Annotated in this window: 26 protein-coding genes; 20 read left to right on the forward strand and 6 right to left on the reverse strand. The window is 42.5% G+C overall.

The features are described from left to right. Positions 1–9: 9 nt before the first annotated feature. From AC0VZ4_RS10045 to AC0VZ4_RS10055, 3 genes are read right to left on the reverse strand one after another with little or no spacing between them, the layout of a single operon-like run. Positions 10–927, reverse strand: coding sequence for a hypothetical protein (locus tag AC0VZ4_RS10045; RefSeq protein ID WP_475439558.1), 918 nt, complete (start codon positions 925–927; stop codon positions 10–12). A 14-nt stretch (positions 928–941) separates the two neighbouring features. After that, positions 942–1,403: a hypothetical protein gene (locus AC0VZ4_RS10050; protein WP_475439559.1), complete on the reverse strand. Its 462-nt coding sequence runs from the start codon at positions 1,401–1,403 to the stop codon at positions 942–944. A gap of 42 nt (positions 1,404–1,445) precedes the next feature. Further along, positions 1,446–1,760 (reverse strand): helix-turn-helix domain-containing protein, encoded by a 315-nt coding sequence (locus AC0VZ4_RS10055; protein ID WP_475439560.1) that lies wholly within the window; start codon positions 1,758–1,760, stop codon positions 1,446–1,448. Between the two features lie 139 nt (positions 1,761–1,899). On the opposite strand from AC0VZ4_RS10055, the gene AC0VZ4_RS10060 reads away from it, so the two are divergent. From AC0VZ4_RS10060 to AC0VZ4_RS10070, 3 genes are read left to right on the forward strand one after another with little or no spacing between them, the layout of a single operon-like run. Beyond that, positions 1,900–2,373: a helix-turn-helix domain-containing protein gene (locus tag AC0VZ4_RS10060; protein WP_475439561.1), complete on the forward strand. Its 474-nt coding sequence runs from the start codon at positions 1,900–1,902 to the stop codon at positions 2,371–2,373. 13 nt (positions 2,374–2,386) lie between these two features. Further along, positions 2,387–2,899, forward strand: coding sequence for a hypothetical protein (locus AC0VZ4_RS10065; protein ID WP_475439562.1), 513 nt, complete (start codon positions 2,387–2,389; stop codon positions 2,897–2,899). 56 nt (positions 2,900–2,955) lie between these two features. Further along, positions 2,956–5,646: an ATP-binding protein gene (locus tag AC0VZ4_RS10070; RefSeq protein ID WP_475439563.1), complete on the forward strand. Its 2,691-nt coding sequence runs from the start codon at positions 2,956–2,958 to the stop codon at positions 5,644–5,646. On the opposite strand, the gene AC0VZ4_RS10075 is transcribed toward AC0VZ4_RS10070, so the two are convergent. Beyond that, the gene (locus tag AC0VZ4_RS10075; RefSeq protein ID WP_475439564.1) at positions 5,639–6,466 is read right to left on the reverse strand and encodes a hypothetical protein; all 828 of its coding nucleotides are present in this window, start codon (positions 6,464–6,466) and stop codon (positions 5,639–5,641) included. The two genes, AC0VZ4_RS10070 and AC0VZ4_RS10075, sit on opposite strands and share 8 nt — an antisense overlap. Positions 6,467–6,606: 140 nt before the next feature. Here AC0VZ4_RS10075 and AC0VZ4_RS10080 point away from each other — a divergent pair, with 140 nt between their 5' ends. Then, a complete protein-coding gene (locus AC0VZ4_RS10080) occupies positions 6,607–7,155 on the forward strand; it encodes a hypothetical protein (RefSeq protein ID WP_475439565.1) in 549 nt (182 codons plus the stop codon). A gap of 40 nt (positions 7,156–7,195) precedes the next feature. Here AC0VZ4_RS10080 and AC0VZ4_RS10085 read toward each other — a convergent pair whose 3' ends face one another. After that, positions 7,196–7,435, reverse strand: a complete 240-nt coding sequence (locus AC0VZ4_RS10085) for a hypothetical protein (protein WP_475439566.1) — start codon at positions 7,433–7,435, stop codon at positions 7,196–7,198. 266 nt (positions 7,436–7,701) lie between these two features. After that, positions 7,702–8,085, reverse strand: a complete 384-nt coding sequence (locus AC0VZ4_RS10090; protein ID WP_475439567.1) for a hypothetical protein — start codon at positions 8,083–8,085, stop codon at positions 7,702–7,704. A 350-nt stretch (positions 8,086–8,435) separates the two neighbouring features. Between AC0VZ4_RS10090 and AC0VZ4_RS10095 the strand changes: the two genes are divergently transcribed. The 16 genes from AC0VZ4_RS10095 to AC0VZ4_RS10170 all read left to right on the forward strand — a co-directional run bounded on the left by AC0VZ4_RS10095 (position 8,436) and on the right by AC0VZ4_RS10170 (position 24,901). Continuing rightward, entirely contained in the window at positions 8,436–9,563 is a 1,128-nt protein-coding gene (locus AC0VZ4_RS10095; RefSeq protein WP_475439568.1) for a hypothetical protein, read from the forward strand. Positions 9,564–9,567: 4 nt separating this feature from the next. Next, entirely contained in the window at positions 9,568–9,963 is a 396-nt protein-coding gene (locus AC0VZ4_RS10100) for a hypothetical protein (RefSeq protein ID WP_475439569.1), read from the forward strand. 41 nt (positions 9,964–10,004) lie between these two features. Next, complete coding sequence (locus AC0VZ4_RS10105) at positions 10,005–10,943, forward strand: capsid protein (protein ID WP_475439570.1); 939 nt, start codon at positions 10,005–10,007, stop codon at positions 10,941–10,943. 76 nt (positions 10,944–11,019) lie between these two features. Continuing rightward, positions 11,020–11,487, forward strand: coding sequence for a hypothetical protein (locus tag AC0VZ4_RS10110; RefSeq protein ID WP_475439571.1), 468 nt, complete (start codon positions 11,020–11,022; stop codon positions 11,485–11,487). Then, positions 11,488–11,940, forward strand: a complete 453-nt coding sequence (locus tag AC0VZ4_RS10115; RefSeq protein WP_475439572.1) for a phage virion morphogenesis protein — start codon at positions 11,488–11,490, stop codon at positions 11,938–11,940. Between the two features lie 11 nt (positions 11,941–11,951). After that, the gene (locus tag AC0VZ4_RS10120) at positions 11,952–12,395 is read left to right on the forward strand and encodes a phage tail terminator protein (RefSeq protein WP_475439573.1); all 444 of its coding nucleotides are present in this window, start codon (positions 11,952–11,954) and stop codon (positions 12,393–12,395) included. Beyond that, positions 12,392–12,595: a hypothetical protein gene (locus AC0VZ4_RS10125; protein WP_475439574.1), complete on the forward strand. Its 204-nt coding sequence runs from the start codon at positions 12,392–12,394 to the stop codon at positions 12,593–12,595. The genes AC0VZ4_RS10120 and AC0VZ4_RS10125 overlap by 4 nt, the downstream gene beginning before the upstream one ends. Further along, positions 12,592–13,491 carry a hypothetical protein gene (locus AC0VZ4_RS10130; protein WP_475439575.1) on the forward strand — a complete coding sequence of 300 codons (900 nt, stop codon included), beginning with the start codon at positions 12,592–12,594 and terminating at the stop codon, positions 13,489–13,491. The genes AC0VZ4_RS10125 and AC0VZ4_RS10130 overlap by 4 nt, the downstream gene beginning before the upstream one ends. 39 nt (positions 13,492–13,530) lie before the next feature. Continuing rightward, positions 13,531–13,857, forward strand: a complete 327-nt coding sequence (locus AC0VZ4_RS10135) for a hypothetical protein (RefSeq protein WP_475439576.1) — start codon at positions 13,531–13,533, stop codon at positions 13,855–13,857. A 20-nt stretch (positions 13,858–13,877) separates the two neighbouring features. Then, positions 13,878–14,222, forward strand: coding sequence for a hypothetical protein (locus AC0VZ4_RS10140; RefSeq protein WP_475439577.1), 345 nt, complete (start codon positions 13,878–13,880; stop codon positions 14,220–14,222). Beyond that, positions 14,182–17,178, forward strand: coding sequence for a tape measure protein (locus AC0VZ4_RS10145; protein ID WP_475439578.1), 2,997 nt, complete (start codon positions 14,182–14,184; stop codon positions 17,176–17,178). Before AC0VZ4_RS10140 ends, AC0VZ4_RS10145 begins: the two co-directional genes overlap by 41 nt. Positions 17,179–17,218: 40 nt before the next feature. Continuing rightward, positions 17,219–17,506 carry a hypothetical protein gene (locus AC0VZ4_RS10150; RefSeq protein ID WP_475439579.1) on the forward strand — a complete coding sequence of 96 codons (288 nt, stop codon included), beginning with the start codon at positions 17,219–17,221 and terminating at the stop codon, positions 17,504–17,506. A 203-nt stretch (positions 17,507–17,709) separates the two neighbouring features. Further along, on the forward strand, positions 17,710–18,264 hold the full coding sequence (locus AC0VZ4_RS10155; RefSeq protein ID WP_475439580.1) for a hypothetical protein: 555 nt from the start codon (positions 17,710–17,712) through the stop codon (positions 18,262–18,264). After that, positions 18,264–18,854, forward strand: coding sequence for a hypothetical protein (locus AC0VZ4_RS10160; RefSeq protein WP_342863944.1), 591 nt, complete (start codon positions 18,264–18,266; stop codon positions 18,852–18,854). The genes AC0VZ4_RS10155 and AC0VZ4_RS10160 overlap by 1 nt, the downstream gene beginning before the upstream one ends. After that, on the forward strand, positions 18,838–19,248 hold the full coding sequence (locus AC0VZ4_RS10165) for a DUF6950 family protein (protein ID WP_475439581.1): 411 nt from the start codon (positions 18,838–18,840) through the stop codon (positions 19,246–19,248). Before AC0VZ4_RS10160 ends, AC0VZ4_RS10165 begins: the two co-directional genes overlap by 17 nt. Beyond that, the gene (locus AC0VZ4_RS10170) at positions 19,241–24,901 is read left to right on the forward strand and encodes a phage tail protein (protein WP_475439582.1); all 5,661 of its coding nucleotides are present in this window, start codon (positions 19,241–19,243) and stop codon (positions 24,899–24,901) included. The genes AC0VZ4_RS10165 and AC0VZ4_RS10170 overlap by 8 nt, the downstream gene beginning before the upstream one ends.

Consider the following 24,901-nt stretch of genomic DNA (forward strand, 5'->3'; position numbering starts at 1 on the left):
TGCTCTCTCCTACTTTGTATTAAAACGGTCGTTGTACATAGCCAGCATGTATTCACGGTTTGCCTGTGCGTCTTGCCATTCGTCTTCGGCAAATTGCGGTATGCACTCAGCGCCAGCTAAATGCTCTGGGCCAAACTCACCGCTTAACCGATTTAACATGTGGGTAATACGCTGTTGTATGCCTAGCCATAAATGCCAGGTTGTTTGTGCTGCGCCTATGCGGTGGTTTAAATCAAGGTCACGGGCGTTACAAAGCTGCTCGGTCATGGCTATAAACTCTTCGAGCGATTCGTTAACAACGGCATTATGTGCAAACGATTTTTGGCGCACCTGTGCAACCAGCATAGGTAGCTCATACATTTGTTTAGGGGCTTTGGTTAGTCGCTCAGTCTCTAGGGCGTTAATCAGCGTGGCTGTTTGCTCTTCAAGGTCGGTGTGCTTATCTTTTAGTTTGCGAATTTCTTTACGGAACTCACGCACTGATAGGTCATTAAGCGTGTCTAGGTCGTCGTCATCTAACGATTCAACGGTTTCAACTGGTAAGCGTGCCATTTCAATTAACTTGCTTTTGTTCATGTTTAAAAGCGCAGACGTCCGCGCTTTTGCCTCAGGCAGCGCTAAAAACATTTTTGCAACCGTTACAGCTTCTTGTGCTGTGCGTGGTGCAATATTGTGTTCACGTAGCTTGGTTTCAAACTCGCCGTGGCCTAGGTGCATTTTGATCGACATATACAACAGTCCACGCTTAGCGGTCTCTACCAGTGCTTGTTCTTCCATGCGCACAACCAGTTGCCATGCTTGGTCAACAGAATCTGGCATTACAAGTTGTATGTGCCCTGCCATCTTTTCTATTTTTGCACTGAGCTGCTGTTGCTCCTCGGCGCTGAAAACCTGAATTTCAGACGGTTCTTGGTCTTTGATAGTCATTGTTTTGGCCTTATTTATTCAGTTAGAAAATCAGAGACTTTGAATTGAGGATCTTGTGGGTCGCTAACGGTTAGCTGACTTAAAATAGATTGCTGACTTTGCCTTTTTGCTTCAATTTCGATTTCAAGCTCAGCATGCTTTTGGAGCATTTGCGCTCGTTTATCTACGGGCAAAAATAATAATGGCGCTAACAAAATTGAGGCGGGCTCAATTGTTTGTAGTGCCCAACATAGTGCTGGCAATAAGTAAATCGGCATTTGTTGCGGCTGGCTAGGTGCAAACCACTTGTTTAATTTTACTTGGTCGACATCGCTATTATCTGTGGCAGCGTAGTTCATTCGATCTGCCAATTGTGCGCGAGAAAAGCCGCTTTTACGCATACACACATTTACGGTTTGGCAAAACTTATGGTACACGTCGCACTCTGGCGGTACATCATCATGGAGTAGACTTTTTATTTGATTTGAAAAATTCATAGTAAATATTCCCTGCAAATTAACCTGTTATAACTAACTTCATTACGCCATGCTTTGCGGTGCTGGTACGGGTTGTTGATTACGTAATGCCGCATAAATTTGCTGTTTGCGCTCAGTACGGTCTTTTGGGCCTCTACGAGATGTTCCGTCGTATTCATTTGCGAATACTTCGAATAATTCAAGATCAAGTGATAACGCAATTGCCTCAGCAACTGGTTTAGAACGAGCAGACCGTTTTGCCACATTGGTTACATGAGAAGGTGTTATTTCAAGCGCATGGGCTATATCTGTAAACGTAATATCTCGCTCTCTAAGGGTTTTCTTGATTTCTTCAAATGTCATTTTTTTAGAAGTCATGCTAAATTAATCCTATGTAAAATTGTTGTGTCTAATTTATATGTCATAAGTACGCTTTTTACTTTAGTGGCTAATTAATAGGACGTCAACATAATTATAAAAAATAAATGTAATATAAAAAAGGCATTGACTGACCGATATGTTTGACACTACTATTGTTGATATTGATTTCAGCGTTTTTGATCGTCTGAGTGAAATACTAGAAGTTAAGAGTGATAGATCGCTTTCACTTGAACTAGGGCTTTCGCATTCAGGTGTATCTACTGCTAGAAAAAAGAATACGCTTCCATATAGCGCTATTGTTAATACATGCGTAAAAAGAGGTATTTCTTTAGATAAGGTATTTAATTTAGACGTTATTAAATCTTCTGAGATCAATAAACCATCTTCGAAAGACAACCAGCCAATATTAGGTGTTGATGACCTATTAGCAGCTAATGCTTTGGTTGAAAAAGTTTTAGAGGAATTACTTTATACAAAAAATTTGCCTGCGGAACGTGAACTCTTGATTTGCAAAAAGTTGAGGCCGATGCTTATTCAAAAAGCTTTTGAGCATAATATGAATGAAGTGTTTGTTAAAACAGTTGCTGAGGGAGCGTTGTATATGGCTTAAATGGAAAATAAATATGTTTAATAATAAATTTAAAATTGTAACTTTACTGTGTGCTGCATTAACTGTTTGTAATGTTGCAGCCCTTACCCCTCTTGAAGACCGCGCTGTTATTCAATATATGAGTGCAGATATTTTACTGCCAGATAACTCAATGCTTAACGTGGATATGAGCTTTGATTGTGGTAGTGACTTTTCTAAAACTGCGATGATCATTACAAGTGATGCAGGTGCACATTTACTTGCAACAGCATTTGCAAGTATGTATGGCAATGCTGCTGGTGATCAGGTTCTTCGTAGTTGGAACACTAAAGTTAATAAAAGTGACCCACGCAAGCCTACTTTTTTAGTTGTGACTCCACCTGAAAATGCCCATGAAAATTGGTATAAAAGTGGTATATCCAAAAGTGCTACAAAAACGTTAAATTATAAGACAAGCTCATTAACATCTGATGATTTAGAAGTAGCAATGCCAATTGTTAAACCATATTGTGGTTCTAGAGACCACAGACCTACATTGGCGCAATAAGTTCACCAGGAATAGTGTAAGCCAATTTTATTGGCAATAATAAGATGGACACCATTATGAAAAAGTTACTATTTTTACTCTTATTTATGTTGAGTAGTTTTAATTGTTTTGCGTTTAATATGCAGCATTTGAACGCTGCTGCCCAAGATAATAACAAGAATATTTATTTTTCTTCACATGATGGCGTCTATCGTTTTGATGGTAGCCATTACTTAAACTTATCCAGCATATCTGCTTTACCAAAACGATGGACAAGTGATGTCATTTTTCAATCACCTGGCTACTTGTATATCGCATATAAAGACAATGATGTATGGCAATTTGATATACATACGCTTGAAGCAACAAAGCTTAGTGATATTACAGCAAGCAAGCTGGCAGCAAATAACACGCATTTATTTATGTTGGGTAGAGAGCAGCTAACTTTACTTAATTTAGAAACATTAGAAACTACTCAACCACTCAGTAAAAAAGTAAAAATGTTTGATGTATCAGCCTCGGCTAATCATGGTTATGTGATGGCTAATGACGGCGTGTATGTGATTAATGACAGTAGTGCCCGTTTGATAGATGGTACTAGTGTTAGTAAAGGTGAGCTTGTTGCTACCCCATTTGGTGTAATATATTTTTTAAATGATCATATGACTTCGTATTCATATTTGAACGACGTAAAAATTGTTAATGATGAAATTACAAGTGCTAGACATTTACGCTTTTCGCCCCCTTATTTTTTATATTATGTTGACCGTGGTTCAATTAACCAAGCTGAAATCACTCAACTTTCAGTATTACAAAAAGGCATAAACCCGCGTCCACAGGCGTACAAGGATTTGTTTGTAGATGATGAACAAAACCTTTGGACATTAGATGTTAGCAACTTTGAGGTTGTTTCTTCTAAGGTTAGGCTTGATCGTCTTGGGGTTGCCTCTATTTATAATGTGATTGCAACAGTGAATGATAAAACATGGGTAGGCACTGATGAAGGGCTCTATACCTACTCAGACGGCCAGTACTCAGAGCTTAATAATTTAAATCAGCAAATATCAAAACTTGGCTTTTCTGTAACTGCATTAGTTCAAGAAAATGACACTGTATTAGTTGCTACTAATTTAGGGGCTTATGCAATTAACCTAAATACGCAAGTCGTTAGCCAGTTTTTTAAAGGTTACGTAATTAATTTAGCCGTCATTAATAAGCAAATTTACTTGTCTACTAATGATGAGGGTGTACAAATATATAGTTTGGGGCTGACTCCAATTGATTCTGGCTATATCAATAAATTTTTACCGCATGAGATTGTTTGGGCAACTAAGAAACTTGACGGTAAGCTCTATATTGCTAACGAGAAAGGCTTGGTGTCGTTTAATGATCGTGGTGATGCATCTATTGAACTTGAAAAATATGCACCTGTAGCGGATGTTCAGTTGTTAGGTAATACGCTTTATGCTGCAACTTATGGGAATGGTCTATTTAGAAAAGTTGATGGGAAGTGGGAATCTGTTGTTAGCCCGCTATATATTAATGAATTGCACTCATTAAGCCAGGAACTGTATTTATCTACCAATCATGGCATTCATAAGTTTAGTATGGACGATGCATACACGAACTTATTAGAAGGAACTGGCGACCATTCATTTACACCAAATGGTATTTTAACTATTAGTGATAAAATCATTGCTGTTAGTAATCAAGGTGTAATAAGAGTTGAAAGAAAAAGACAGGAAACCGTACCAAATAGCAGTATTAGTTACATCAAGACAAATACTAAAACTTATTTAAACCCTGATACATTAAAAGTTAATAACTCAGGTTGGCTTGATATAGCTTTAACTAATTATAGCTATACGCTGAATGATCATATCAGTTATCAATACCGCTTAAATATGAGCGAATGGCATGACATACCAACTCCACTTATACAATTAAACAAGCTAAACCCTGATACGTACACACTTGAATATAGAAGTAAAATTAATGGCGGCGTGTGGAGTAAACCACAACCATTTAACTTTGTGGTAAGTGGGCCATGGTATAGCTCTAATAGCGCGATGTGGTTTTATGCGTTTATGCTAACAGGCCTTGCTGTATGTATTGCAGGCTTTGTGTTCTTTTGGTTGCAGAGCTTTCACCGTGTGTTTAAGTCGCACCAAAAGCAGTTACAGCGTGAGGGCTTGAGCGTTGCCGCTATAAACCTAGCAAATGGTATAGATTTATGTGGCGGTGATGAAACGATGGTTTGTGAAGGGCTGGTAAAACTCAAGAAAGCGCATGATGTATTAAACCCTATCGCAAATAGCCATGCTAGCCTTGGCCATAATGACTTAGCTACTGCAATCGATATGCTCCATATTAAGTGCTTATCAAGGGATGGGGTTGAGCCTGAATTTAATGTAACGATTGGAACAGAGGCTCTTACTAAACAATTGCAATGTGATATTTACGCGGTGCTATACCATGCTGTTGAAAACGTATTCAAACATGCTAGCGCAACCAAAATAACAGTTCACTTAAACAAAGTGGGTAATAAGTTGAGGCTGCAAGTAATAGACAATGGCAAAGGATTGTCATTATTTACCCGCTCTGTTAATTTTGGATTAGGGCATTATGTAATGGATAGCATTGCTAAAGAGTACAGGCAGCCGATTAAGCGTACTTCGGGTAGGAAAGGAACTAAAATAGTTGCACAGTTTCCAGTGATATTGCAGCCAAAGCCTATTCAGGCTAGAAGTGAAAAAGCCCCTAGTTAGGGGCTTTTGACAGTTTGACATCAGTAAAACTTACTTGACATTCGTAATTATAAATTATGTCACGTTGCTCAATACGCGTTATTTTACCATCTAAAATAACAGTATCATTGATATTGAAATCTACTAAACCACTTTGATATTTACTCGGTATGTGAGCAGCAATATATAAGCGCTCTTTTACTATTATTACTTCGTCAAAGCGCTTAAGCTCTCGGTCTAACTCCTCTGTTTCAACAAAGGCAATTACAGTATCGTAGTTGTAATTTTTTTCTGAAATATCACTGAGCTTACCTGACCATTTAATTCTCGTACTTTGTAGCTCTTTAAGTAAGTTGTCTATTTGTAGACGAGTCATGCTTTTACATGCTTTTAATATCTGGTTTTTACTATCTAAGCCTAGAGTATGTAATGAAGGAGGTTCAGCTTTAACTACAACCGGTGATGCTTTTAGGGGGTAAACATCATTGTTATCATCATAGTAAGGATTTAAGTATGTATACACATCATCATGTTTACGCATTGTTTCGTTAAATTTACTTAAACCAATAAAGTTATTCCCATCAAAAACAAAACTGCCTTTGTTGGTTCTGTAACAGTAATAACCTTGTGAGTTTTGCGGTGTTATATTATCGCCAACAGTAAAATTACTTGGATAGCATTTGAAAGCACTAGAAGGGGAAGCACCTAAAGACAACCTTACATCTTGAACTGGTGGCTTTTCTGGATAAGTTAGCAGCGCACTCGCCTGATAAGCATCTTCTGTAGACTTACAACCTCCAAGAACTGCCACAGCTGCGAGTGTTAAAAGTAGTTTTTTCATGTGTTTCCTTTTTTGTTTTAATCCTACTGGTTAAATTAACTACCCCGTTTTTATATGTAAAGGTTTTTCCCGCAGTGGTTTTTACTGGGGTTGGTTATTGTAGATGCTCACTGATTGTATTTAATTTAACTGATTGGAGAATGATGATGCCTTTAACTAACGATGGTTACTACCACCCCCCTGGGCTTAGCTCTGACGAGATTGCACACAAAGCTTTACTATTACTTAAAAGTAATGCACCAATGCTAACTGGCCTCATTGTAAATGATGCTCGGTTAGTACTTGAAGAAGCTAATAAAATTTTAATGTGCTCAACTCAAATTACCACTCATTCATTTAATGAGGTGTTTTGCGCTGAACCTAGCTTTGCTAAAGCTGTGGCTGAGCAACATGCCTATGAATTGGCTGAGCAAATGCAACGTGCACCCGCTAAAGACGCTGCACCCCAAGAGCCTGTTGAAAAAGAAGAACCGCTTAGCGAAGAAGAGCCTGTAACCAAAACTGAGCGCCAGTCGTTTGCGAAGATGATTGCGCAGCAACAAGCGCAGATTGATAAGCTAATTCACAATGAAAAAGTACAAGAAAAAGCAATATTAAGAGTTCTTGATCAGATGTTAGAGCTCAATAAAATCGTTCATACTAAAGTAAGTGAAGAGGAATTATTGATTGCTATTAAGTTTCTTAGGTAAGTAAATAAGCAGGCCATTGTTGGCCTGCTGTAACATCTAATTAAAGTTTTTTCTCAGCTAAGTCTTTAGCGCTTTGCTGTATTGAGTCGATAGCCTCTGACTCAGTCATATCTTGTCCATCAGGTCTTGCAACGAACCCTTTAGCGCTGAGCATGTTATAAAAACTCTCTGCTTGCTCTATGGCAAAGCTGGGATCGATGGGTTGGTTGTTATTGTTGATATGTTGGTTGGCAAATATTTTTGCTGCTAGATCACCAATAATTAGTTTTTTTACAGACATTACATTTCCTTTTTTATGTTGGGTTAAGCCCCCGCTGTATTTAAATACAGCGGGGGCTTATTTTTTAGCACAGCTTTTTAAAAAAGGCTAAAAACCCATTAACGCCTGTAAGCGATTTTAAGCACTCTATTAATTTGTGGCTATGATGGCTTAGCTGAAAACCGTTTAAACACGCTCAATCGAATTTAAACAGGGTTTAAACATGGTTTAACTTAGATTTAAAGGTGGGGTTGTTTATGTTGGGATAATTAGCCTGATATACAGGCCTATTCTTTAAATAAGCGAGTAAGCCAATTTAAACTGAGCTTAAACTTATCTACTAATGCATTGTGCAAGTAGAACACCCAGCGCCCGTTTTCTAACCGTTCAAGTTGCGCTGTTTTGTTTTTTGCTCTTATACGGCCGTATAAAGGAAATATGCACTTGCACTCATCGCAAACAGCATTTGCATCAAACGTCAGCACTGTTGGTAGTGGTAAGGTCACGTTGCCTTTTATTTTATATGCCGCTATTTCCCTTTTGCATAGTGGGCAAGCCCCGTTAATTGCAACTACGACAAACCCGTTTGGTAATGTTATGGGTAATTGGCTGTCGAGTGTTGGTTCATAATAATGACGAAATTCTGCTAGCACCCTGCGTTTATCTACCATGTTTAAATTCCTTTTTATGTGCACATTTATTAGAGCAATAAAACTCGCCGTTTAGCTTAATGGGTGTGTACAGTGGGCTGTTGCAAGACTTACAAAGTGAGAACGCTTGGGCGTGGGCATCGTATTCGCAGTTTGAGCATTGGCCATCGAGAAACGTTATTTCGTCAGTGGTTAGTGTGGTTGTACATGAATTGCAGCGAGCCATAAAATATTCCTTGCAGTGTGATTGATACCCGCTTAGCCTATATACGTTACCCCATTCTTAACGCTGTAAAGTCTTTTCCAGCGGTTCAATAGTCACTACCCCCCTACACTGGGTGCCACTTAGTTAGTTTATTGGCACTTGGAACATGGCAAACAAAACAACCCCAAACACCCAATTTGATTGGTTTGAAGTATTTAAAGCTGGCACCCAAACAGACGCTAAAGGCGTTACGCACTCATTTAGCGACGCTGATTTAAACAGCGTAGTAGCAAACTTTAAACCTAAAAGCGCGCCGCTGGTTATTGGCCACCCAAAAATGCATGACGCTGCATGGGGCTGGGCCAGTGAGCTAAAAGCCGAAGGTGGCTCTTTGTTTGCTAAAGCTGAAGACGTATGTGCTGAATTTGCCCAGGCCGTTGAGAGCAAGCGTTACCCTAACCGCTCTGTACGTTTAGAAAAGGTCGATAACGGCTATAAGCTTGCCCACATTGGCTACTTAGGCGGTAAAGCCCCAGCTGTTGAAGGCTTAGCCTGGCAGTTTAACCAAGCTGATGACGCCGACACCCTAACCCTAGAATTTGCTGCCGGTGATATTGACAACATATCGCTGCGCACATCAAACACCCTTACCCGCCTAATGGGCAATTTACGCAACTTTATAACTGACCGTTTTGGTAGTGAAGCGGCTGATAAAGTTGTGCCCGACTACGAAGGTGAATGGTTAAAAGAAGAAACCATTATTGCTGAGCACGAACGTGCTAAAGCCAGCGCGGGTGAAGGTGCCGAATTTAGTAAACCACCCACCCATGAGGACAATGCAATGGATGAAAAAGAAAGAAAGGCGCTGCAAGACCAAATTGATGCGGCTAACGCTAAAAACGCGCAACTAGAATACGCGCAACGTGTTGCAGCGGCTAGCACCTTTATTAACACCGAAGTAAATGGCGGTAAGGCCCCACGTTTAACCAATACCGATGGCATGGCTGAGTTTATGGCCAAGCTGGATGACGGCGACACTACTTTTGAGTTTGCTGCCGCAGACGGTAAAAGCCAAGAGCTTAAACCCGCTGCGTGGTTTGAAGGCTTTTTAAAAGGCTTACCTGAGCAAACAGGGTTAACCCACGAGTTTAATAAAGACGATAAAGACGGCGAAGTAACTGACGACAGTGCAGAAGCGCTGGCAGCGAAGGCGCTTGAATTTCAACAATCACAATCTAGCAAGGGCATTGAAATTAGTATTACTGCCGCGTTAGACCACATTAAAAAGGCGTAAGAGCATGGCACAACCAGGATTTATTAGAAACTTTAGCTCAGAAGATGTCATACCTGCTAATCGCTTGGTGGTTGTATCGGCTGCGGCCGACTTTCATGTGGCTTTGGCGGTTGATGCCAGTGCCATGTATGCAGGTGTTACCGAGCAAGGCACAGATGAGCATTTGCGTGTTGACGTTGTAATGACCCAAAGCGCACCGATTGAGTTTGGTGAAGCGTTAATTGCAGGCACCCCAATTGTTGCTGACAGCGAGGGTAAAGCCGTTGAATTTGACCCTGCAAACTTTGTGGGGCAAACCGAGGTGTATGTTGCGGGCTGGGTTATGGAAGACGGCGAAGCCGGTGTTATTGGCGACATTTTTTTAAACCCGCATGTGGTAGCAACAATTCCAAGCGCTTAATGCGCTTGGGTTAACTTAATTATTAATAGTGAGGATTTGCCATGAGTAATGGTATGCCATTTACCCCAGACGTTGAGCAAACGGCCATAGCCATTGCTTATCGTAATAGAGCTTTGGTTGCAGACACACTTGCACCCTATTCACCTGTTGGTTTACGTAACTACAAATGGACTGAATATAAAAAAGGCGAAAAGTTTACGGTCGTTGATTCAAAAATCGGTCGTAAATCATCCCCTAATCAAGTTGAGTTCAGTGTTGAAGAAAAAACGGGTTCGGTGGTTGATCATGGTTTATCGGATGTTGTGCCTAACGACGATGTAACCAATGCGCCAGCTAACTATAACCCGCGAACCCATGCCGCTGAAAGCTTAACGGACTTAGTATTGCTTAACCGTGAAATACGTGTAGCAACTATGTACAACAAAGCCGCTAACTTTGGTAGCACACAGTCATTAGCCGCAGGTGGCCAAAAACGCTTGGATGACCCTACGCTTGATATTTTACCGTTTTTTTTAGAGATGCTAGATGCACCACTCATGCGCCCTAATGCAATGACATTATCGCAATCGGTGGCAACTAAGTTACGTACTCACCCTAAGCTATTAAAAGCATTCAATGGCACCAGTGGCGACCAAGGCTTAGTGCCATGGAGCTATATAAAAGAAGTGCTAGAGCTTGAACATGTAACTGTTGGCCAAGCGCGCCTCAACACCGCGAAAAAAGGCCAAGCCGTTAACCTACAAAAGGTTTGGCAAGATACCTTGTCGTTTACTTATCACGACCCGCTTGCCTCGTTTAACAATAACCGTATGACCTTTGCGCTAACCGCACGTTATGGCTTGCGTAAATCAGGCAATCGTGACGTTTCTGCTGGTTTAAATGGGGGGGTAGAAATCATGGTAGGTGAAGCCGTTCAAGAGCAAATTATTGCGAAAGACTGCGGTATTTTGCTGACCAACGTGCTAACACCAGCTGGTTAATTAATCATTGTTGTTCCCTGTGTAAAGGCCCCAGTACCGACTTGCTCGGGCCTTTTTTTTACTAACTGAGGTATGTATGTTTACGACAGAACAAGCAGTTATAGACAAAATAGGTATTAATACGCTGTTGCAATTTGCATCAAGTAAGTTTAACGAAGTGGGCAGTCGCGTAACGCGTGACGATGTTGAAGCTGCCCTTTTAAGTGAAACTTATAACGAGCTGCAAGAGCAAATTAATGCCTGGTATGTGCAAGCACAAAAAAATGTAAATGCGGTTATAGCGGGTTATGTAGCACGGTTTGCGCTAAACCAAGACGATATTAATAACTCAGTATTGCCAGGCATTGCTAACGATTTAATGCATTGTGAGCTTGCCCCTAACATTGCTGACGAACACCTGAAAGCCGTAAAAAGTAACGCAATGGCGCAGCTTGATAAGGTTAGTAAAGGTGTGATCCAAATTAAGGAAGATGCGCCTGCAGGCGTAAGAACTGGGATGCGAACCAAACCTGCAGGCTCTCAATTTAACTGGCCAGGTTATTAAATGGCCGGTGTATTTATACATATAACCGGGAATGCCTTCCCCCGTTTGCAGATACTGCAAGAACGAGGTGCGAACTTTTCAACAGTAATGGATGACATAGGCGCGTTTTTAGATAGCGATACGGTTGAGCGTTTTACTAAAGAGCAAGCGCCCGATGGTAGTAAGTGGGAGCAGTCAGAGGCGGCACGATTAGGGCGTAGCTCCAAAAAAGGAAAAAAGCGTAAGAGCGATTTAACGCTGACTGATCAGCGTAACCTTGCTGATTCTGTTACGCATAACGTAACAGGTAATAGTTTAGAGTTTGGCTTAGGCGAAAAGTATGCCGCAATACACCACTTTGGCGGAAAGACTGGGCGCAACCATAGTGTGACTTTACCGTCACGTAAATTGATTGGTATAGCGGCAATACAAGAAACCGAGATCAACAACATCATTACTGACTGGTTAATTTAAAGAGTATTTAAATGGCATTTAACTTTGATTTAAACAACATAGAAGCCTTATTAAACAACACTGTTTTTGATGCATCTGTGGGGTTTGCCAGCGATTTTAACACTGTGCGTGAACATGCTGTACACAGTGCGCAGTTATTTGTATTGCCGCTGGCTGATGACAACACCAACACCAATGAAGTACACGGCATGGACGAATACCAGGTTAAAGATGTGTTTGCGGTGATGATTGTTATTCCCTGTGCTGCAGGTAATGCGCACAGCGATATACAAATAAAGCAATTACGTAGTGATGTGAAACACGCCGTTGCAGGTTGCCAGTTCGCTGGTTGGAACCCAATTAAGCTAGATAAGGGACGCACAATTGAGCTTAGCAAACAAACGAATAACTTAATTTACCAGTGCCAGTTTAGTGTCACTGGCCTACATACCGTAACTGTGAAGGTGATGCCATGAGCAAACAAACCGAGCCGCAATCAAGTAAACCCGCTGAGGAAACAGGCGTTGTGATCACAACACCTAAACAATCCCGCGCGATGACGATTGCCCAAAACGTTAACCAGGTACTGGCAAGTGCTAAAGGTAACAGAGATGAAATAGCCGGCGCTTTTAATTTAAAAAGCGGTGAGCTAATTAAAGTGGAGACTAACGCATGAGCAGTTGGCGATTTAAAGACAAACTCATTTTAGCTGATGCCCTGGGCACAACCTTAACGGGCTTACACGCTATTTATGCCAGTGACGTTGAGCTGGCCCTTGAAAGCGAAAGCGAAAAAGACGAGCTAGAAACCAGTTACAGCGGTGCAAGCCTAGAAACGTTTTATGGTGAGCATATAAGCCTTAACTTTAAAACCCCGCTTGCTATGAGTGGCACTGTGGGTAATGAGCCTGCGTTTGCCCCGCTGTTATTAGCGTGTGGCATGGTGCAAGTGGCTGATGCCTCAAGCGTTACCTTTACTAAAGGCGCGGCTGTGGCTGTTACCTGCAAAGTACGCTTTGGTAAAAACACCCACAACATTAGCGAAATGAAAGGCAACGTGAGCTTTGCGCTTGAAAAAGGCAAGCCGATGCTGAATTGGCAGTTTAAAGGCTTGTTTAGTGCGCCGGTTGCTAGTACAGCCGCCCCTGCTGTTGATTGGGACCGTTGGGTGCGCCCCGAAGTACTCGGCGTAAGTAATAGCAGTGATTTTAAGCTTAACGATGTTAAACGCACGCTACATAAGCTTACGGTTGATTTAGGTAATAACGTGGTGTTTGACCGCGCTATTAACCACGAAGAAATAATGATAACCGGTCACGAAAGCAGCGCTAACTTTACGCTAACAGCTGAAGAACTGGCAACTTTTAACCCGTTTGATGATGTGGGCAAGGTGCAAATGTTTGAATTTACCCACGGCACTGCTGCAGGTAAAAAAGTAACTATTATTGGCCGCTACCAAATGCCTTGGCCTAAGTACACCAGCCTGGACTCTGAATTAACCGGCTATGAGTTTGACGGCAAGTTAGTACCCAGCGGCGCTGGCTATGACGAACTGACCATAGTGTTTGAATAAGGACGACCCCTTTTTATTACTTTTTATTTAGGAACAATTATGAAATTAAAATTACTAAACGACTTAAAAAATGCCGTGATCAGCGCCCCGCTTGATTTTGAATTTGGTGGCCTACCTTTTAAATTTACAGCAAAAATTAAGTTGCTCACTCATAGCGAAGTCCAAGCAGTAACAACCAGGGAAGGTTCTGAAGATGCTGACATTGTGCGCGAGCTATTAGCCGGCTGGGAAAACTTTATTGATGACGGCAAAGACGTGCCATTTGATAAAGGCACCCTTGATGAGCTGCTAGTTTACGGTGGCTTAGCCTCTCGCTTAAGTGTTGAGTGCATTAACGCCCAGTACCGAATCACTGAAAAAAACTAGCCGATGTTGCTAGGTGGTTTTTGGGCGACCTAGCAGCAGCCAGTAAAACCCTTGATGACGACGAAGCCCATTTTGGCGCACCTAAGCAGGTTGCACCACAAGTAGAAGAAACATTATTTGTATTGCCCCCGAATCACACAGCTGTATTGGCATTAACTACCGCTAGCAGCCAATGGCAACGGGATAACGACGGGGGTGAAATTGCCCTTGATTATGCCAGGGCTGATATAGCCTGGCGCTATGCAAATATAACCCTTAACCCCGATGATTTTGCAAAACTGCAAACCCTAGAGCGCACCATAATTGGACTAATAAGGCGACCCGATGAGCAACAACTTGAATTTGGCGTTACGCTTATCCTATGACGGTAAAGCAGTTACCACCGGTGCGCGCCAAAACGTAAATGAACTAAACCGTATACCGCAAGCAGTACAACGCCAAATAGCCGCAAACCAGCAATTAGGTGCCAGCCAAGCCCACGTTATGCAACAGCAAGGCGCAATGACCCGCCAGCTGGGGTTAATGAATACCGCGTACGGGCAAATAGGTGCAACGCTCACGACCTTAGTGGGCATTGGCACCGCCACCATGTTTGTGCGAGATACGGGGGCCGCACAATTACTCGATACCCGCTTAAAAGGGTTAACTGGCTCAGCGCAAAACTACGCCAAAGTACAAGAATACTTATTTGCCACCTCTGACCGATTAAATACCAACTACACCACCCTTGCCGATTCGTACAGCCGTGTTTTAACACTGCAAGAGTCCGGCTTAGTCACTAACGCACAAGGTAAAGCGATATTAGAGGGCTTTGCCAACGTGGCCGCTAAAACAGGTGCCAGTAATGTGCAGCTTGGGCAGAGTTTGTTTGGTATGACCCAAGGGATGACTGCCGGCGTTTTACGTGCTGAAGAGTTAAACCAAGTCACTGAACCTTTGCCTGGTTTAATGCAAAAGCTTGATAAAGCCAGTGGTGGTGTAGCAGGTAGTTTTAGAAAGATGGTAAATGCGGGGCAAGTAACCAGCGCCATGTTTAAAACCACATTAATAGCCGCGCTGGGTGATTATGCCGGTGCGGCCGAGGCCACCGAGGGTAAAATAAATGCCAGCTTTGCGGAAATGGGTAACGAGTACCAGCGCTTAATACGCAAATATGAAGAGCCAGTAAACTTTGCTGTTACTAGTGTTGTTGACGCAATTACCGACACTATGGCTTATTTACGTGAGAACGAAGACGCTGTAGATAGTTTGGTATTTGCAACGGGCGTGCTTGGTACTGTTCTGACGAGCCATTTAGCGGCGGGCTTGGCTGCCAGCGCTAAAGGGTATGTTGTAAATATAGCCGCTAAAGAAAAAGCGATACTGGCTGATGAAGTGCATGCCAAACAAGCCTATGAAGCAGTAGCGATAGAAAATAAGCGTATTGCACAAGATATAGATCGTGCGAAGCATAATGTAATACTGGCGCAAACATCACAGCAACGCGCGGCTGCACAGAAAGTTGTAAATACGTTAGACAAAGAAGCGATAACGAATGCCGTTGCAATGACTGCAACAACGAATGCGTATGATAAAGCAGCAAAGCGAGCAACAATAACAAGCCGAAATTTTGCAACTGTAATGGGATTATTGGGCGGCCCTGTTGGTTTGCTTGTCACTGCTGGTGTTGCCCTTACTTATTTTGCATCGCAAAGCGATGACGCTACTGACTCAGTAAATAAACTTAAAGAAGCCAGTAAAGACCTAAACCCGTATGCCAATTTAACCAGTAGCCAGGCACAAGGTTTACTACTAATGGCACAGGGGCGGATAAAAAATGCGATTCAACTGGCAGATGAAGCAAGGGAACGTTTTAATAACCCGTTTTTAAAAGGCAAGTTTTCTGACGTTGAAGCTGCACAACAGCGCGTTACTGATTTAAAAAATGAAATTGTGGCGCTACAACAAGTGCTTGCCATTAAAGAAACAGAAAAGCCTAAGCCTGCCCCTGTTGGATCAAGCGGTTTGCCCGATAACATTAAGCGTTTAGAGCAAAGTTTGCTGGATGAAGAAGGTCGGCTCAAAGCCAGTTACATTAGCCGCCAGCAAGTGGTCAATGCGGCATTAAAAAATAAAACCATAAGCCAAACCAAGTCAAACTCCCTTTTAAAACAGTTGGAATCTAAGTATCAGGAAGACGCTAATGCGCTTACAGAAAAGGGAAAAGCTGAAAAAACACGCATCGAAAATGAAGCAGAAGAAAAGCGTAAAAACGATTTACAGAATCAGCTTGACGATAGATTAGCTCAAATTAAAGGATTGGCTGGACGCGAAGCACTGGAGGTATATAACCAACACCTAGCAATACACCAAGCCAAAGAAAAAGCCCGTGTTGATGCAGCAAGACGCGCAACAAAAGGGGTTGCCGCTAATGATGAGGTTGGCGAACTTAAATACGATACTGATAACCAAGTATTACAGCAAACACGAGAAACAGAATTACTACTGTTACGCGGGTTTCATACTCAAAAAGAGGCGGATGAACAAGCTCATCAAGATAGAATACGAGCGATACAGCTTGATAATGAAAGAGAAAAGTACGATGAGAAGATAGCTAAAGTACAAGGCTATAACAGTGTGCTTGAGCAAGAGGATATGGGGCATCAGCAGCGACTAACAGCGGCGTTTGCGGATCAGTATGCGCCAGCAATGAAAGCGCAACTTGTTGCTTTAGCCGGTTTTGAAGCACAAACAAATGCAGAAAAAGCTAAAACAGTTGTAGGTATTGGTGCTGCCACGTTTAAAACCATGGCAGGGCAAAGTAAAACAGCCTTTAAAGCGTACAAAGCCTTTGCTATTGCTCAGGCTGTTATTAATACCTACCAAGGTGCAACGGCTGCATATACATCGTTAGCGCCTATTCCACTTGTTGGCCCTGTGTTGGGTGGCGTTGCCGCAGCTGCAGCAGTAATAAGTGGGTTACAACAAGTACGCCAAATTAAAGCGCAACAACCAGCGGGTATTGCACACGGTGGTTTAGATTATGTGCCGAACGAATCGACTTATGTATTACAACGTGGCGAGCGTGTATTAAGCCCTAAACAAAATACAGAAATCAGCCAAATGGCGCGCCGTTATAACACTGGCAGTGCTGCAAATGATGCAGCCAGCTCTGGTGGTGTAGCTATTCATATTACCAATGAAATTACCGTACAAGGCGGCGCAAATGAGCAAACATCGCAAGCAGTTGGGCAAGATATAGCCCGCCAAGTGGTTGGTGTTGTGGTAGCTAACATACAAAGTAACGGCGCAATTATTAAAGCAGTAAGGGGCGCTGCTTAAAATGGGTATTTTTATTAATTAAGTTAAAAAGGTATAAATTATGACAGATTTGAAAATTGAAGCGCCAATCAAGGTTGAAGTTAAAATTATTGTTGTTGGTGATGATGGTGTTACCGGTGAAGTTACGTATGAGTTACCCGCGATGAAGTTTCCTACGAGGGAGTCAATTGTTAATGCAATATTTGAGACTGCTGGTAGTGATGTTTTGAGTAATAATGGGCTTAGAGTAGCCAATCAAAAAGAAACTTTTGACTACATAGTAAAGGAGCGAACCGGTTTAAATACTGCAATTGCTTTACCAGGAAGTAGTGAAGACTGGTATGAATAACTTTTAGTTGTGTTTTATAACCAGTTAGTTATGATAATTGCACTTTACACTCTCATTATGCAACAGCTTGACTGTAAAGTGATTTCCAGCCGAAAGCTTACCCTTTAAATTTTATACTCGTTACCAGTGTTTTATTACGAAACTTGGTAACGATGCAACCACTCCCCCTACCCAAACGGCCTAAGATTTCTAACTTTACGTTAGTGCCCAATAGCCAAACCCATTTAAACAAAGCCAATAACGCCACTGAGGTTTATGACCTTGAAGGTGCTTACTGGGAATTTGAAATTGAACTTGCCAATGTGCCTGAGCGTGATGCGTTGGCCCTTGATGGCTTTATTGCCAGCCTACGCGGGCAAGTGGGCACGTTTACCTTAATTGATTACCGCCGTGAACAGCTAGATAAAGACTTTACGGGCTATGTGCGTGGTGCAAACCAAGACGGCAATATTTTAAACATTGATGGCCTACCCGCTAACCAAACCTTGCTGGTTACTGGCGAACGCATGCAAGTTGGCGTTGGGCAAAACACTGAGCTTAAAATATTAACATCTGACTTGATAAGTAATTCGATTGGCCAAGCAACTGCTATTTTTGAATCCCCTGTTCGTAAAATTCCTGCAGACAATACTTTAATTACCTTTAAACAACCCGCTGGGTTATTCCGACTTACTGACAATAAGCAAGGGCTTGCCAGTGCACAGTATAAAAAAGGCATTGTGACGAGCTGGAAGATTAAAGGAAGAGAGGCATTTTAATGGAAAGTTTAAACCCTGCCTTATTGAGTGATTTAGCAAATAGTGGCCGTGCACGCTACTTTGTACGCTTAGCTTTTAAAAGTGGTGATGTGTTGCTGCATACTGGTGTCGGTGAACGCCGATTTAATAATTTAACCTGGCATGGTGTAGGTATGCTTGGCACTGTAAGCGAAATCCCCGCTAGTGATAAAAACGATAGCACGCGGATCCGCTTAACATTACACACACAAGATAAATCGGTGCTAGGAGAAGTCGCCGAAAACGATCCAATAAGCCATCACTGCGAAATTTACCTTGTGACTGTCGATGAGCATTATCGTGTGAACCAAAGCCAACTCCTAGAAAGTGGATACATTGTTGCGTGTGATATTGAGCGTGGCGATGTGTCCCAAGTACAACTCAGTATTGCTGGTGAAAGTGAACGCTGGAAGGATGCGCGATTAAATCAACGCTGGAACCACGCAACACAAACGGCTATTTATCCTGGTGATATGTTTTTTAGTGAGCAAAGTACCGCCAATACACAAAATCTTCCCGATACTCAGCCTGGCAACTACATAGGAAATAAACGCTATGAACGTCGCCGCTAAGCTTGCTGCTTTCATTAATCAACGCAAAGGTTCACCTTTTAAATGGGGTGAAAATGATTGCTGTCTTTTTGTTGCCGATTGGGTGCTATTTTCAACGGGTAATGATGTGGCGAGCGATTTTAGAGGTAAATATCAAAGTGAAAAAGGCGCGTTTAAACAGTTATTTAAACAGGGTTTAAATAATGTTGAAAGTGTGTTTAAAGACCGTTTAAACCCAGAGATAAGCATTGCTTATGCTCGTAGGGGGGATTTGGCCTTGGTTGAATTTAAAGGTGAGCTTGTTGGCAGTATTGTAACTATTAATGCGGTTTTATGTGTTGGTGAAAATGGTTTAGTGACCTTGCCTATGGGCGTTGTTAAGACTGTTTACCCATTGGAGGTGCGTAATGTCTAAGGTAGTTGAAGCCGTTGTTGATACTGGTGGCGACATTTTCGGTTTTGGACGCAGTCTTTATGATAAGACAGTAGGTGCGCTGTGGGATTCACTGACACCTGATGTACCTGAAGAGGACTTAGCGACATTAGCAAAAGGCTTACAAAAAGGCATTGACCAACCACGACGTATTACCTTTGGTCGTGACCGCGTTGGGGGGGTTATTGCACACCAAGCGGAGGTTGAGCGTAACGATAAAAAATTTGTTCAAATGATTGTGCTTATAAACGGCGCACCTATTGATGCATTAGAAGATGTTTATATAGCTGATAAGCCGATTACTGCTTACCCAACTGAAAGCTGGGATTATCTACTCAGTGATGGACGCCAAACCAGCGCTAACGTAAAAGCCGTAAGTAAAATGGCTGGTTGGACGAATGAACACATAGGCTTTGGCCAAGCGTATATTTTTATTGAGCTTGAAAATAACCGAGAAGTATTTGAAGACGGTATATCTGAAACTGAGTTCTTAATACGTGGCGCACGTGTTTGGGATCCCCGCGACACAAACCAGAACCCTGATGATGAAAATACATGGCTGTGGACCCAAAATGCGGTGCTATGCGCCCTGCATTATGTGCGTTTTTATGGCGCTCACGAAGTGCCTTTTGAGCGTTTACCATTACAGTGGTGGATTGCTGCTATTAATATATGTGATGAAGAGGCTGAGTTTAAAGACTCTGATGGCAATGTTACGACTGAGCCACGATATACAACCAATGGAAGTTTTACATTTAGCTCTAAACCACTTGAGGTCTTAAATCAGTTAGAAGCGTGCTTTGCCGGTAAGATTTTTAGGCAAATGGGCCAATGGTATGTACGTGTTGGTGCCTGGTATGGCAACCCGACATATACGATTAACCAGGGTGATGTCCATGGCAATATAAAAATAAAATGGCACGCAGATTTACGCGACAGGGCCAATATTGTTAGAGCGACATTTACCGATCCTGCTCAGAATTATGACCGTACAGATGCCCCCCCTGTAGTTGCTGATAACTATCAAGCAATTGATAATCAAATACTTGAAAAATCGATAAGTTTACCATTTGTAAGGAGCGCCACCACTGCACAGCGTTTAGCAACTATATATTTAGAGCAAACGCGTTTAGGTGAAATTGAGTTACCACTTAAACACAAAGGCCTAGCTGCTGCTGTAGGACGCACTGTGTATTTAAACTTACCAGGTGAGTCGATAAACAATAAGATTTATCGTGTTGTTGAACGTCGCTTTAGATTAGATGGTGGCGTTACTGTGATGTGTATTGAGGATGGCGCTGATTTATGGGCCGATAACCTTGTACCAGGCGCGCAGGATTTAACACCCAACAGCGACTATTTGGTCGGCAAACCGCAGTCTATTTTTGATGTACGGGTAATAATTGATGGCGATGGAAACGGTATTATTAAATGGCATCACCCTGCTCCACTTACTGTAAATGAATACGACGTAGAGTTTATAAATACCACTACAAATGAGCAGGTATTTAAAACCTCAGTAACGTACACACAAGTAACTATTCCAAATTTACAATTGGGTGAATATATCGCCCGCATTAGTGCTAAAAACATCTTTGGCCAACGCTCATTGATTGTTGCTGTGCAATTTAGTGTATTAACCCCGACTTTGCCGACAGTGTATGTAACTGCTGATTATAACCAAATTACTCTCACTGCAGAGATTGCAGCAGCTGGCATTGGCACACAGTTTGAGTGGGAGTTTTTAGGGACTATTGACTTACCAACAAGCGGCGAACGTGTGCTTGCACAAATTTATAATCGCATTGGCTTACAAAGTATAACTGAGTATAAATTTAGGGTACGCAGTGTTAATCACTTAGGTGCAAGTGATTGGGTTAATGTAACTGCAACTACAACAAATGTTGATTTATCAGAATACATTAATGACATTGAATTAACTCAATTAAGCGAAAATGCACAAACGCTCATAGATGACATTAACAATCAAGTTGATCGCCTGCGCCCTGAAACCGAAAACAATATACCCGAGGTGCTTGCAAACACCGTTAGTGAACTTAATTTAGAGCAAAATAGACGCACGGATATTGAAAAAAGTGTGCTGGATTTATCAGCAAATTATACAAATTGGCGTCAAAATTACGAGCAACGTCAATTAGGTAATGAGCGCTTAATTGATGCTGCTGTATTTGTTGATCCAGAAAGTGGAACTATTGTTAACCGTGCGTTTTCTTACGCTGACGAGTCGTTTAATGAAGCTACATTGTTAATTGATGGCGTTAACGCCAATGTGACAATACAAGCCAACAGGCTAACGCAAAGCGACAAGCGCATTAGTCAAGCTGAAGCCGAGCTTTTAGTACAAGCAGGGCAGATAACACAGCGTGCCACATTCAGCGAAATGCAAAGCGAAATAGCCGGTGCAATTGAAGCGTTAAGCCCCGCTTATAGCTGGCAGTTTAATAGTAATGATGAGGGGTTTAGTAATGTAGATAGCCACAACGCACAAGGGTACATTGTCGTATCAACTCCCGTTAGCGCCCCTTCAATAAGCTACAACGCCGATGATAACCCAATGTTTAGGCTACGCGTGCGCAAGCACATAGATTCGACGTGGCTTGGCGAAATATTGTTTAACAACAGTGGCGCGATTATTAATGTACCACTCCCTGAAAATACCGAATGGCAAACAATCCAAATTGATGCAACAGGCACAGAAGGTTATACAGGCTTAATTACCTCACTTGTGTTTAATTTAGGATCATGCGATATCGATTTTATTGAAGTCGGTAAACGGGGTGCAAACGATTTAGCACTTAACGACATAACAGCACGTACAACAACGCTTGAAAGTGACATAAATGCGGCTACGGGCATTATGGCGCAGTATGCCACCACCGCATGGGTGAACACATTTGGCTTTCAAACGCTAAGCAGTGTTAACCAAATAATAGATACATTTAATACAACGTACCAATTAAGCGCCACGCTTGAACAGCTAACTGAAAACAACACGCTTGAAAAAGCCAACAACGCCCAACAATTTTTAAACGGTAAAGACGCATATTTTGAAACCTTAATAACTTCATTCAATGCCGCAGATGGCGGGGTTGATGCCCAGTTTAGCAGTGTTGATGAAAAGCTCGATGCCATCAATGGCTCAATCAGTCAAAACATAGTGCAAGTGCGCGGACTTGAACTTGAACTGCAAGACGCAAATTTAAATGATGTGATTACCGCCGCTAACCAGTTACTACAAAACAACGAGCTAGCAACGCAAGGTATAAAGTTAGCTTTAGCACAAGATGAGTTAATGGCCAAAACCACTGAGCTTGAAAGCGTTGCAAGTAAAACACTTGAACTCGCGGCTGTGTATCAGCAAAGCCATGGCGTAATTACCGTATTAAATAAGGTTGTGGCTAATGAGCACCAAGCAAGTGTTATACGCGATGAACGTTATCAAGCCACGTTTGATAGTGTAACTGCGCGCTTTAGTGACGTAGCAACCGCTATTGCTACGATTGACGAGGCAAACACAGTACGCGGTCAAGAGTTTGAATCGTTTATTGACGATACCATTGCTGAGTTTGATGAAATAGAAGAAACTTTTGCCAGCCAAAATCAAGCGTTTAGTATGCTACAGCAAACGCTCAGCGCCAAAATTAACAGTGATACCGAAGATGCAAAAAACCAAGCTATTGCCACCGCGCAAGAGTACACCCGCACCGCAGTGGGTTACTGTGTTGACGCCGAGGGCAATATCACCAACGAAAGCGACGCCGTACAATGTGTTGCAAACAGCGGTTCATGGGTTAATGGCCCCCTAGCTGAGTTTATTGCCAACCTGCAAATAACGGACGGTGAAAGCACCGCAAGCATTAAACAGTTACGCCAATTATTTACCACTGTGGATGGCAAACTCGTTGCCCGTGGCGGCTGGACGCTTGATAACAATGGTCGCGTTACCGGTATCGCGGGCTATAACGATGGCGAGTTAGCCAACCTTGATTTTATTGGTGATATTATTCGCCAAGGCGTGATGGTTAGTGACACGTTTGTGCCTACGTCCTACGTCGATAACTCAGACCCCGCTAATCCCGTACATATATTTAAAGGCCGTTTAGTGCTAGGTGATGGGCATGCCGTTAGCTCACTAGAGGATATAAAAGCGCAGGATGGCGCGGATGGCGCGGATGGTAGAGACGGTATTGATGGTCAGGATGGCAAAGATGGTGTGCCAGGGGCCAAAGGCGCTGACGGTTTAACTACTTATACATGGTTAAAGTATGCTGATAATCACAGCGGTGCTGGGCTTAGTAACTTCCCCATTAACAAAGAGTACATTGGCTTTGCTTATAATAAAACCACAGCTACAGAGTCAACTAACCCCGCCGATTACACATGGTCAAAAATAAAAGGTGAAGATGGCGCAAATGGTACAGACGGTGTCCCTGGCGCAAATGGTACAGACGGCCAAACAACCTACACATGGATTGCATACAGTGACAATGCCAGCGGTTCGGGCATGTATCAAGTCCCAAACAGCAACACCAAATATATTGGTATTGCTGTAAATAAAACCACGGCTACAGAGTCAACTAACCCAGCAGATTACACATGGTCATTATTTAAAGGGACAGATGGTCAGGATGGCGCAGACGGTAAAAACGGTGCGACTGGGCCAAGAGGATATACAGGATTAACAGGGGCAAATGGTGAGCGTGGTGCTGGGCGCTACACGGTATCTACATCAACAGGTGCGTGGTCTAATTTAACGGCTAATGCAGCGGTTCCCAGTGGCCAACCGGTTATTAATGACATAGTAACTATTTACAAATCGAGCGACCCGAAAATAGAAAATACACGCCGCTATACAGGTTCAAGCTGGCAATCCTATGTGCTACACGTTCACGGTAGCGCACTGATTGAAGATACCGTTGATGCCAAAGTATTACGTGCAGGTACACGTATCGCCTCACCACGTATCGACCTGATAGGTGATAGCTTTATGAAAATAGAGTATGCACTAGGTTTTGGGCCAGATAATGTTTGGTATTGGTATGGCCCTAAGATACTAAGCAATGGTTTGCCTAACTTAGCTGCCCTAACCAAAGCCAATGCACTTGAATGGAAAGACACGGGGGGCAATGGTTACTTTGGTGGCTCTATTGTGGCTGGTACATACAGCACCGCGCTTACAACCACCGACTTATCAGCCGATGCCTTTGTCGAAATTGGCCCATTTGGCTCAAACGGTGGCGTAATTAATATTGTGTGTTCATTACAACTTAACTCGATGGCCTCGGGCAAAAGTACAAACCCTGCAGGAAAGCCAAGCGATCCCGTATGCACCATTCAGCTATCAGAGTTAGTAAACGGCTCATGGGTAGTACGCCAAACGCAAACCTACCACGGCGCGGGTACAATTGTAACCAATGACTATGATCGTGAATCCGACTCATACCATTGGTTACTAACGCAATCGGCGTCAGGGTCTTTTACCTATACAGACAATAAGCGAACCACGACAGACAGAACGTACAAGCTCGCAATAACAAGCCGGTCGGGCGTAAATATTTACGGATCATGGCAAAACCCTTCACAAAAACTTTCAATTATTTCACAAGAGGATTAA

This window comes from Pseudoalteromonas sp. QJM3NY_22, from assembly GCF_056173065.1.

Bases quoted from the DNA above. Each gene is read 5' to 3' on its own strand.
- AC0VZ4_RS10045 (WP_475439558.1), bottom strand. From the start codon at position 927: ATGACTATCAAAGACCAAGAACCGTCTGAAATTCAGGTTTTCAGCGCC.
- AC0VZ4_RS10050 (WP_475439559.1), bottom strand. From the start codon at position 1,403: ATGAATTTTTCAAATCAAATAAAAAGTCTACTCCATGATGATGTACCG.
- AC0VZ4_RS10055 (WP_475439560.1), bottom strand. From the start codon at position 1,760: ATGACTTCTAAAAAAATGACATTTGAAGAAATCAAGAAAACCCTTAGA.
- AC0VZ4_RS10060 (WP_475439561.1), top strand. From the start codon at position 1,900: ATGTTTGACACTACTATTGTTGATATTGATTTCAGCGTTTTTGATCGT.
- AC0VZ4_RS10065 (WP_475439562.1), top strand. From the start codon at position 2,387: ATGTTTAATAATAAATTTAAAATTGTAACTTTACTGTGTGCTGCATTA.
- AC0VZ4_RS10070 (WP_475439563.1), top strand. From the start codon at position 2,956: ATGAAAAAGTTACTATTTTTACTCTTATTTATGTTGAGTAGTTTTAAT.
- AC0VZ4_RS10075 (WP_475439564.1), bottom strand. From the start codon at position 6,466: ATGAAAAAACTACTTTTAACACTCGCAGCTGTGGCAGTTCTTGGAGGT.
- AC0VZ4_RS10080 (WP_475439565.1), top strand. From the start codon at position 6,607: ATGATGATGCCTTTAACTAACGATGGTTACTACCACCCCCCTGGGCTT.
- AC0VZ4_RS10085 (WP_475439566.1), bottom strand. From the start codon at position 7,435: ATGTCTGTAAAAAAACTAATTATTGGTGATCTAGCAGCAAAAATATTT.
- AC0VZ4_RS10090 (WP_475439567.1), bottom strand. From the start codon at position 8,085: ATGGTAGATAAACGCAGGGTGCTAGCAGAATTTCGTCATTATTATGAA.
- AC0VZ4_RS10095 (WP_475439568.1), top strand. From the start codon at position 8,436: ATGGCAAACAAAACAACCCCAAACACCCAATTTGATTGGTTTGAAGTA.
- AC0VZ4_RS10100 (WP_475439569.1), top strand. From the start codon at position 9,568: ATGGCACAACCAGGATTTATTAGAAACTTTAGCTCAGAAGATGTCATA.
- AC0VZ4_RS10105 (WP_475439570.1), top strand. From the start codon at position 10,005: ATGAGTAATGGTATGCCATTTACCCCAGACGTTGAGCAAACGGCCATA.
- AC0VZ4_RS10110 (WP_475439571.1), top strand. From the start codon at position 11,020: ATGTTTACGACAGAACAAGCAGTTATAGACAAAATAGGTATTAATACG.
- AC0VZ4_RS10115 (WP_475439572.1), top strand. From the start codon at position 11,488: ATGGCCGGTGTATTTATACATATAACCGGGAATGCCTTCCCCCGTTTG.
- AC0VZ4_RS10120 (WP_475439573.1), top strand. From the start codon at position 11,952: ATGGCATTTAACTTTGATTTAAACAACATAGAAGCCTTATTAAACAAC.
- AC0VZ4_RS10125 (WP_475439574.1), top strand. From the start codon at position 12,392: ATGAGCAAACAAACCGAGCCGCAATCAAGTAAACCCGCTGAGGAAACA.
- AC0VZ4_RS10130 (WP_475439575.1), top strand. From the start codon at position 12,592: ATGAGCAGTTGGCGATTTAAAGACAAACTCATTTTAGCTGATGCCCTG.
- AC0VZ4_RS10135 (WP_475439576.1), top strand. From the start codon at position 13,531: ATGAAATTAAAATTACTAAACGACTTAAAAAATGCCGTGATCAGCGCC.
- AC0VZ4_RS10145 (WP_475439578.1), top strand. From the start codon at position 14,182: ATGAGCAACAACTTGAATTTGGCGTTACGCTTATCCTATGACGGTAAA.
- AC0VZ4_RS10150 (WP_475439579.1), top strand. From the start codon at position 17,219: ATGACAGATTTGAAAATTGAAGCGCCAATCAAGGTTGAAGTTAAAATT.
- AC0VZ4_RS10160 (WP_342863944.1), top strand. From the start codon at position 18,264: ATGGAAAGTTTAAACCCTGCCTTATTGAGTGATTTAGCAAATAGTGGC.
- AC0VZ4_RS10165 (WP_475439581.1), top strand. From the start codon at position 18,838: ATGAACGTCGCCGCTAAGCTTGCTGCTTTCATTAATCAACGCAAAGGT.
- AC0VZ4_RS10170 (WP_475439582.1), top strand. From the start codon at position 19,241: ATGTCTAAGGTAGTTGAAGCCGTTGTTGATACTGGTGGCGACATTTTC.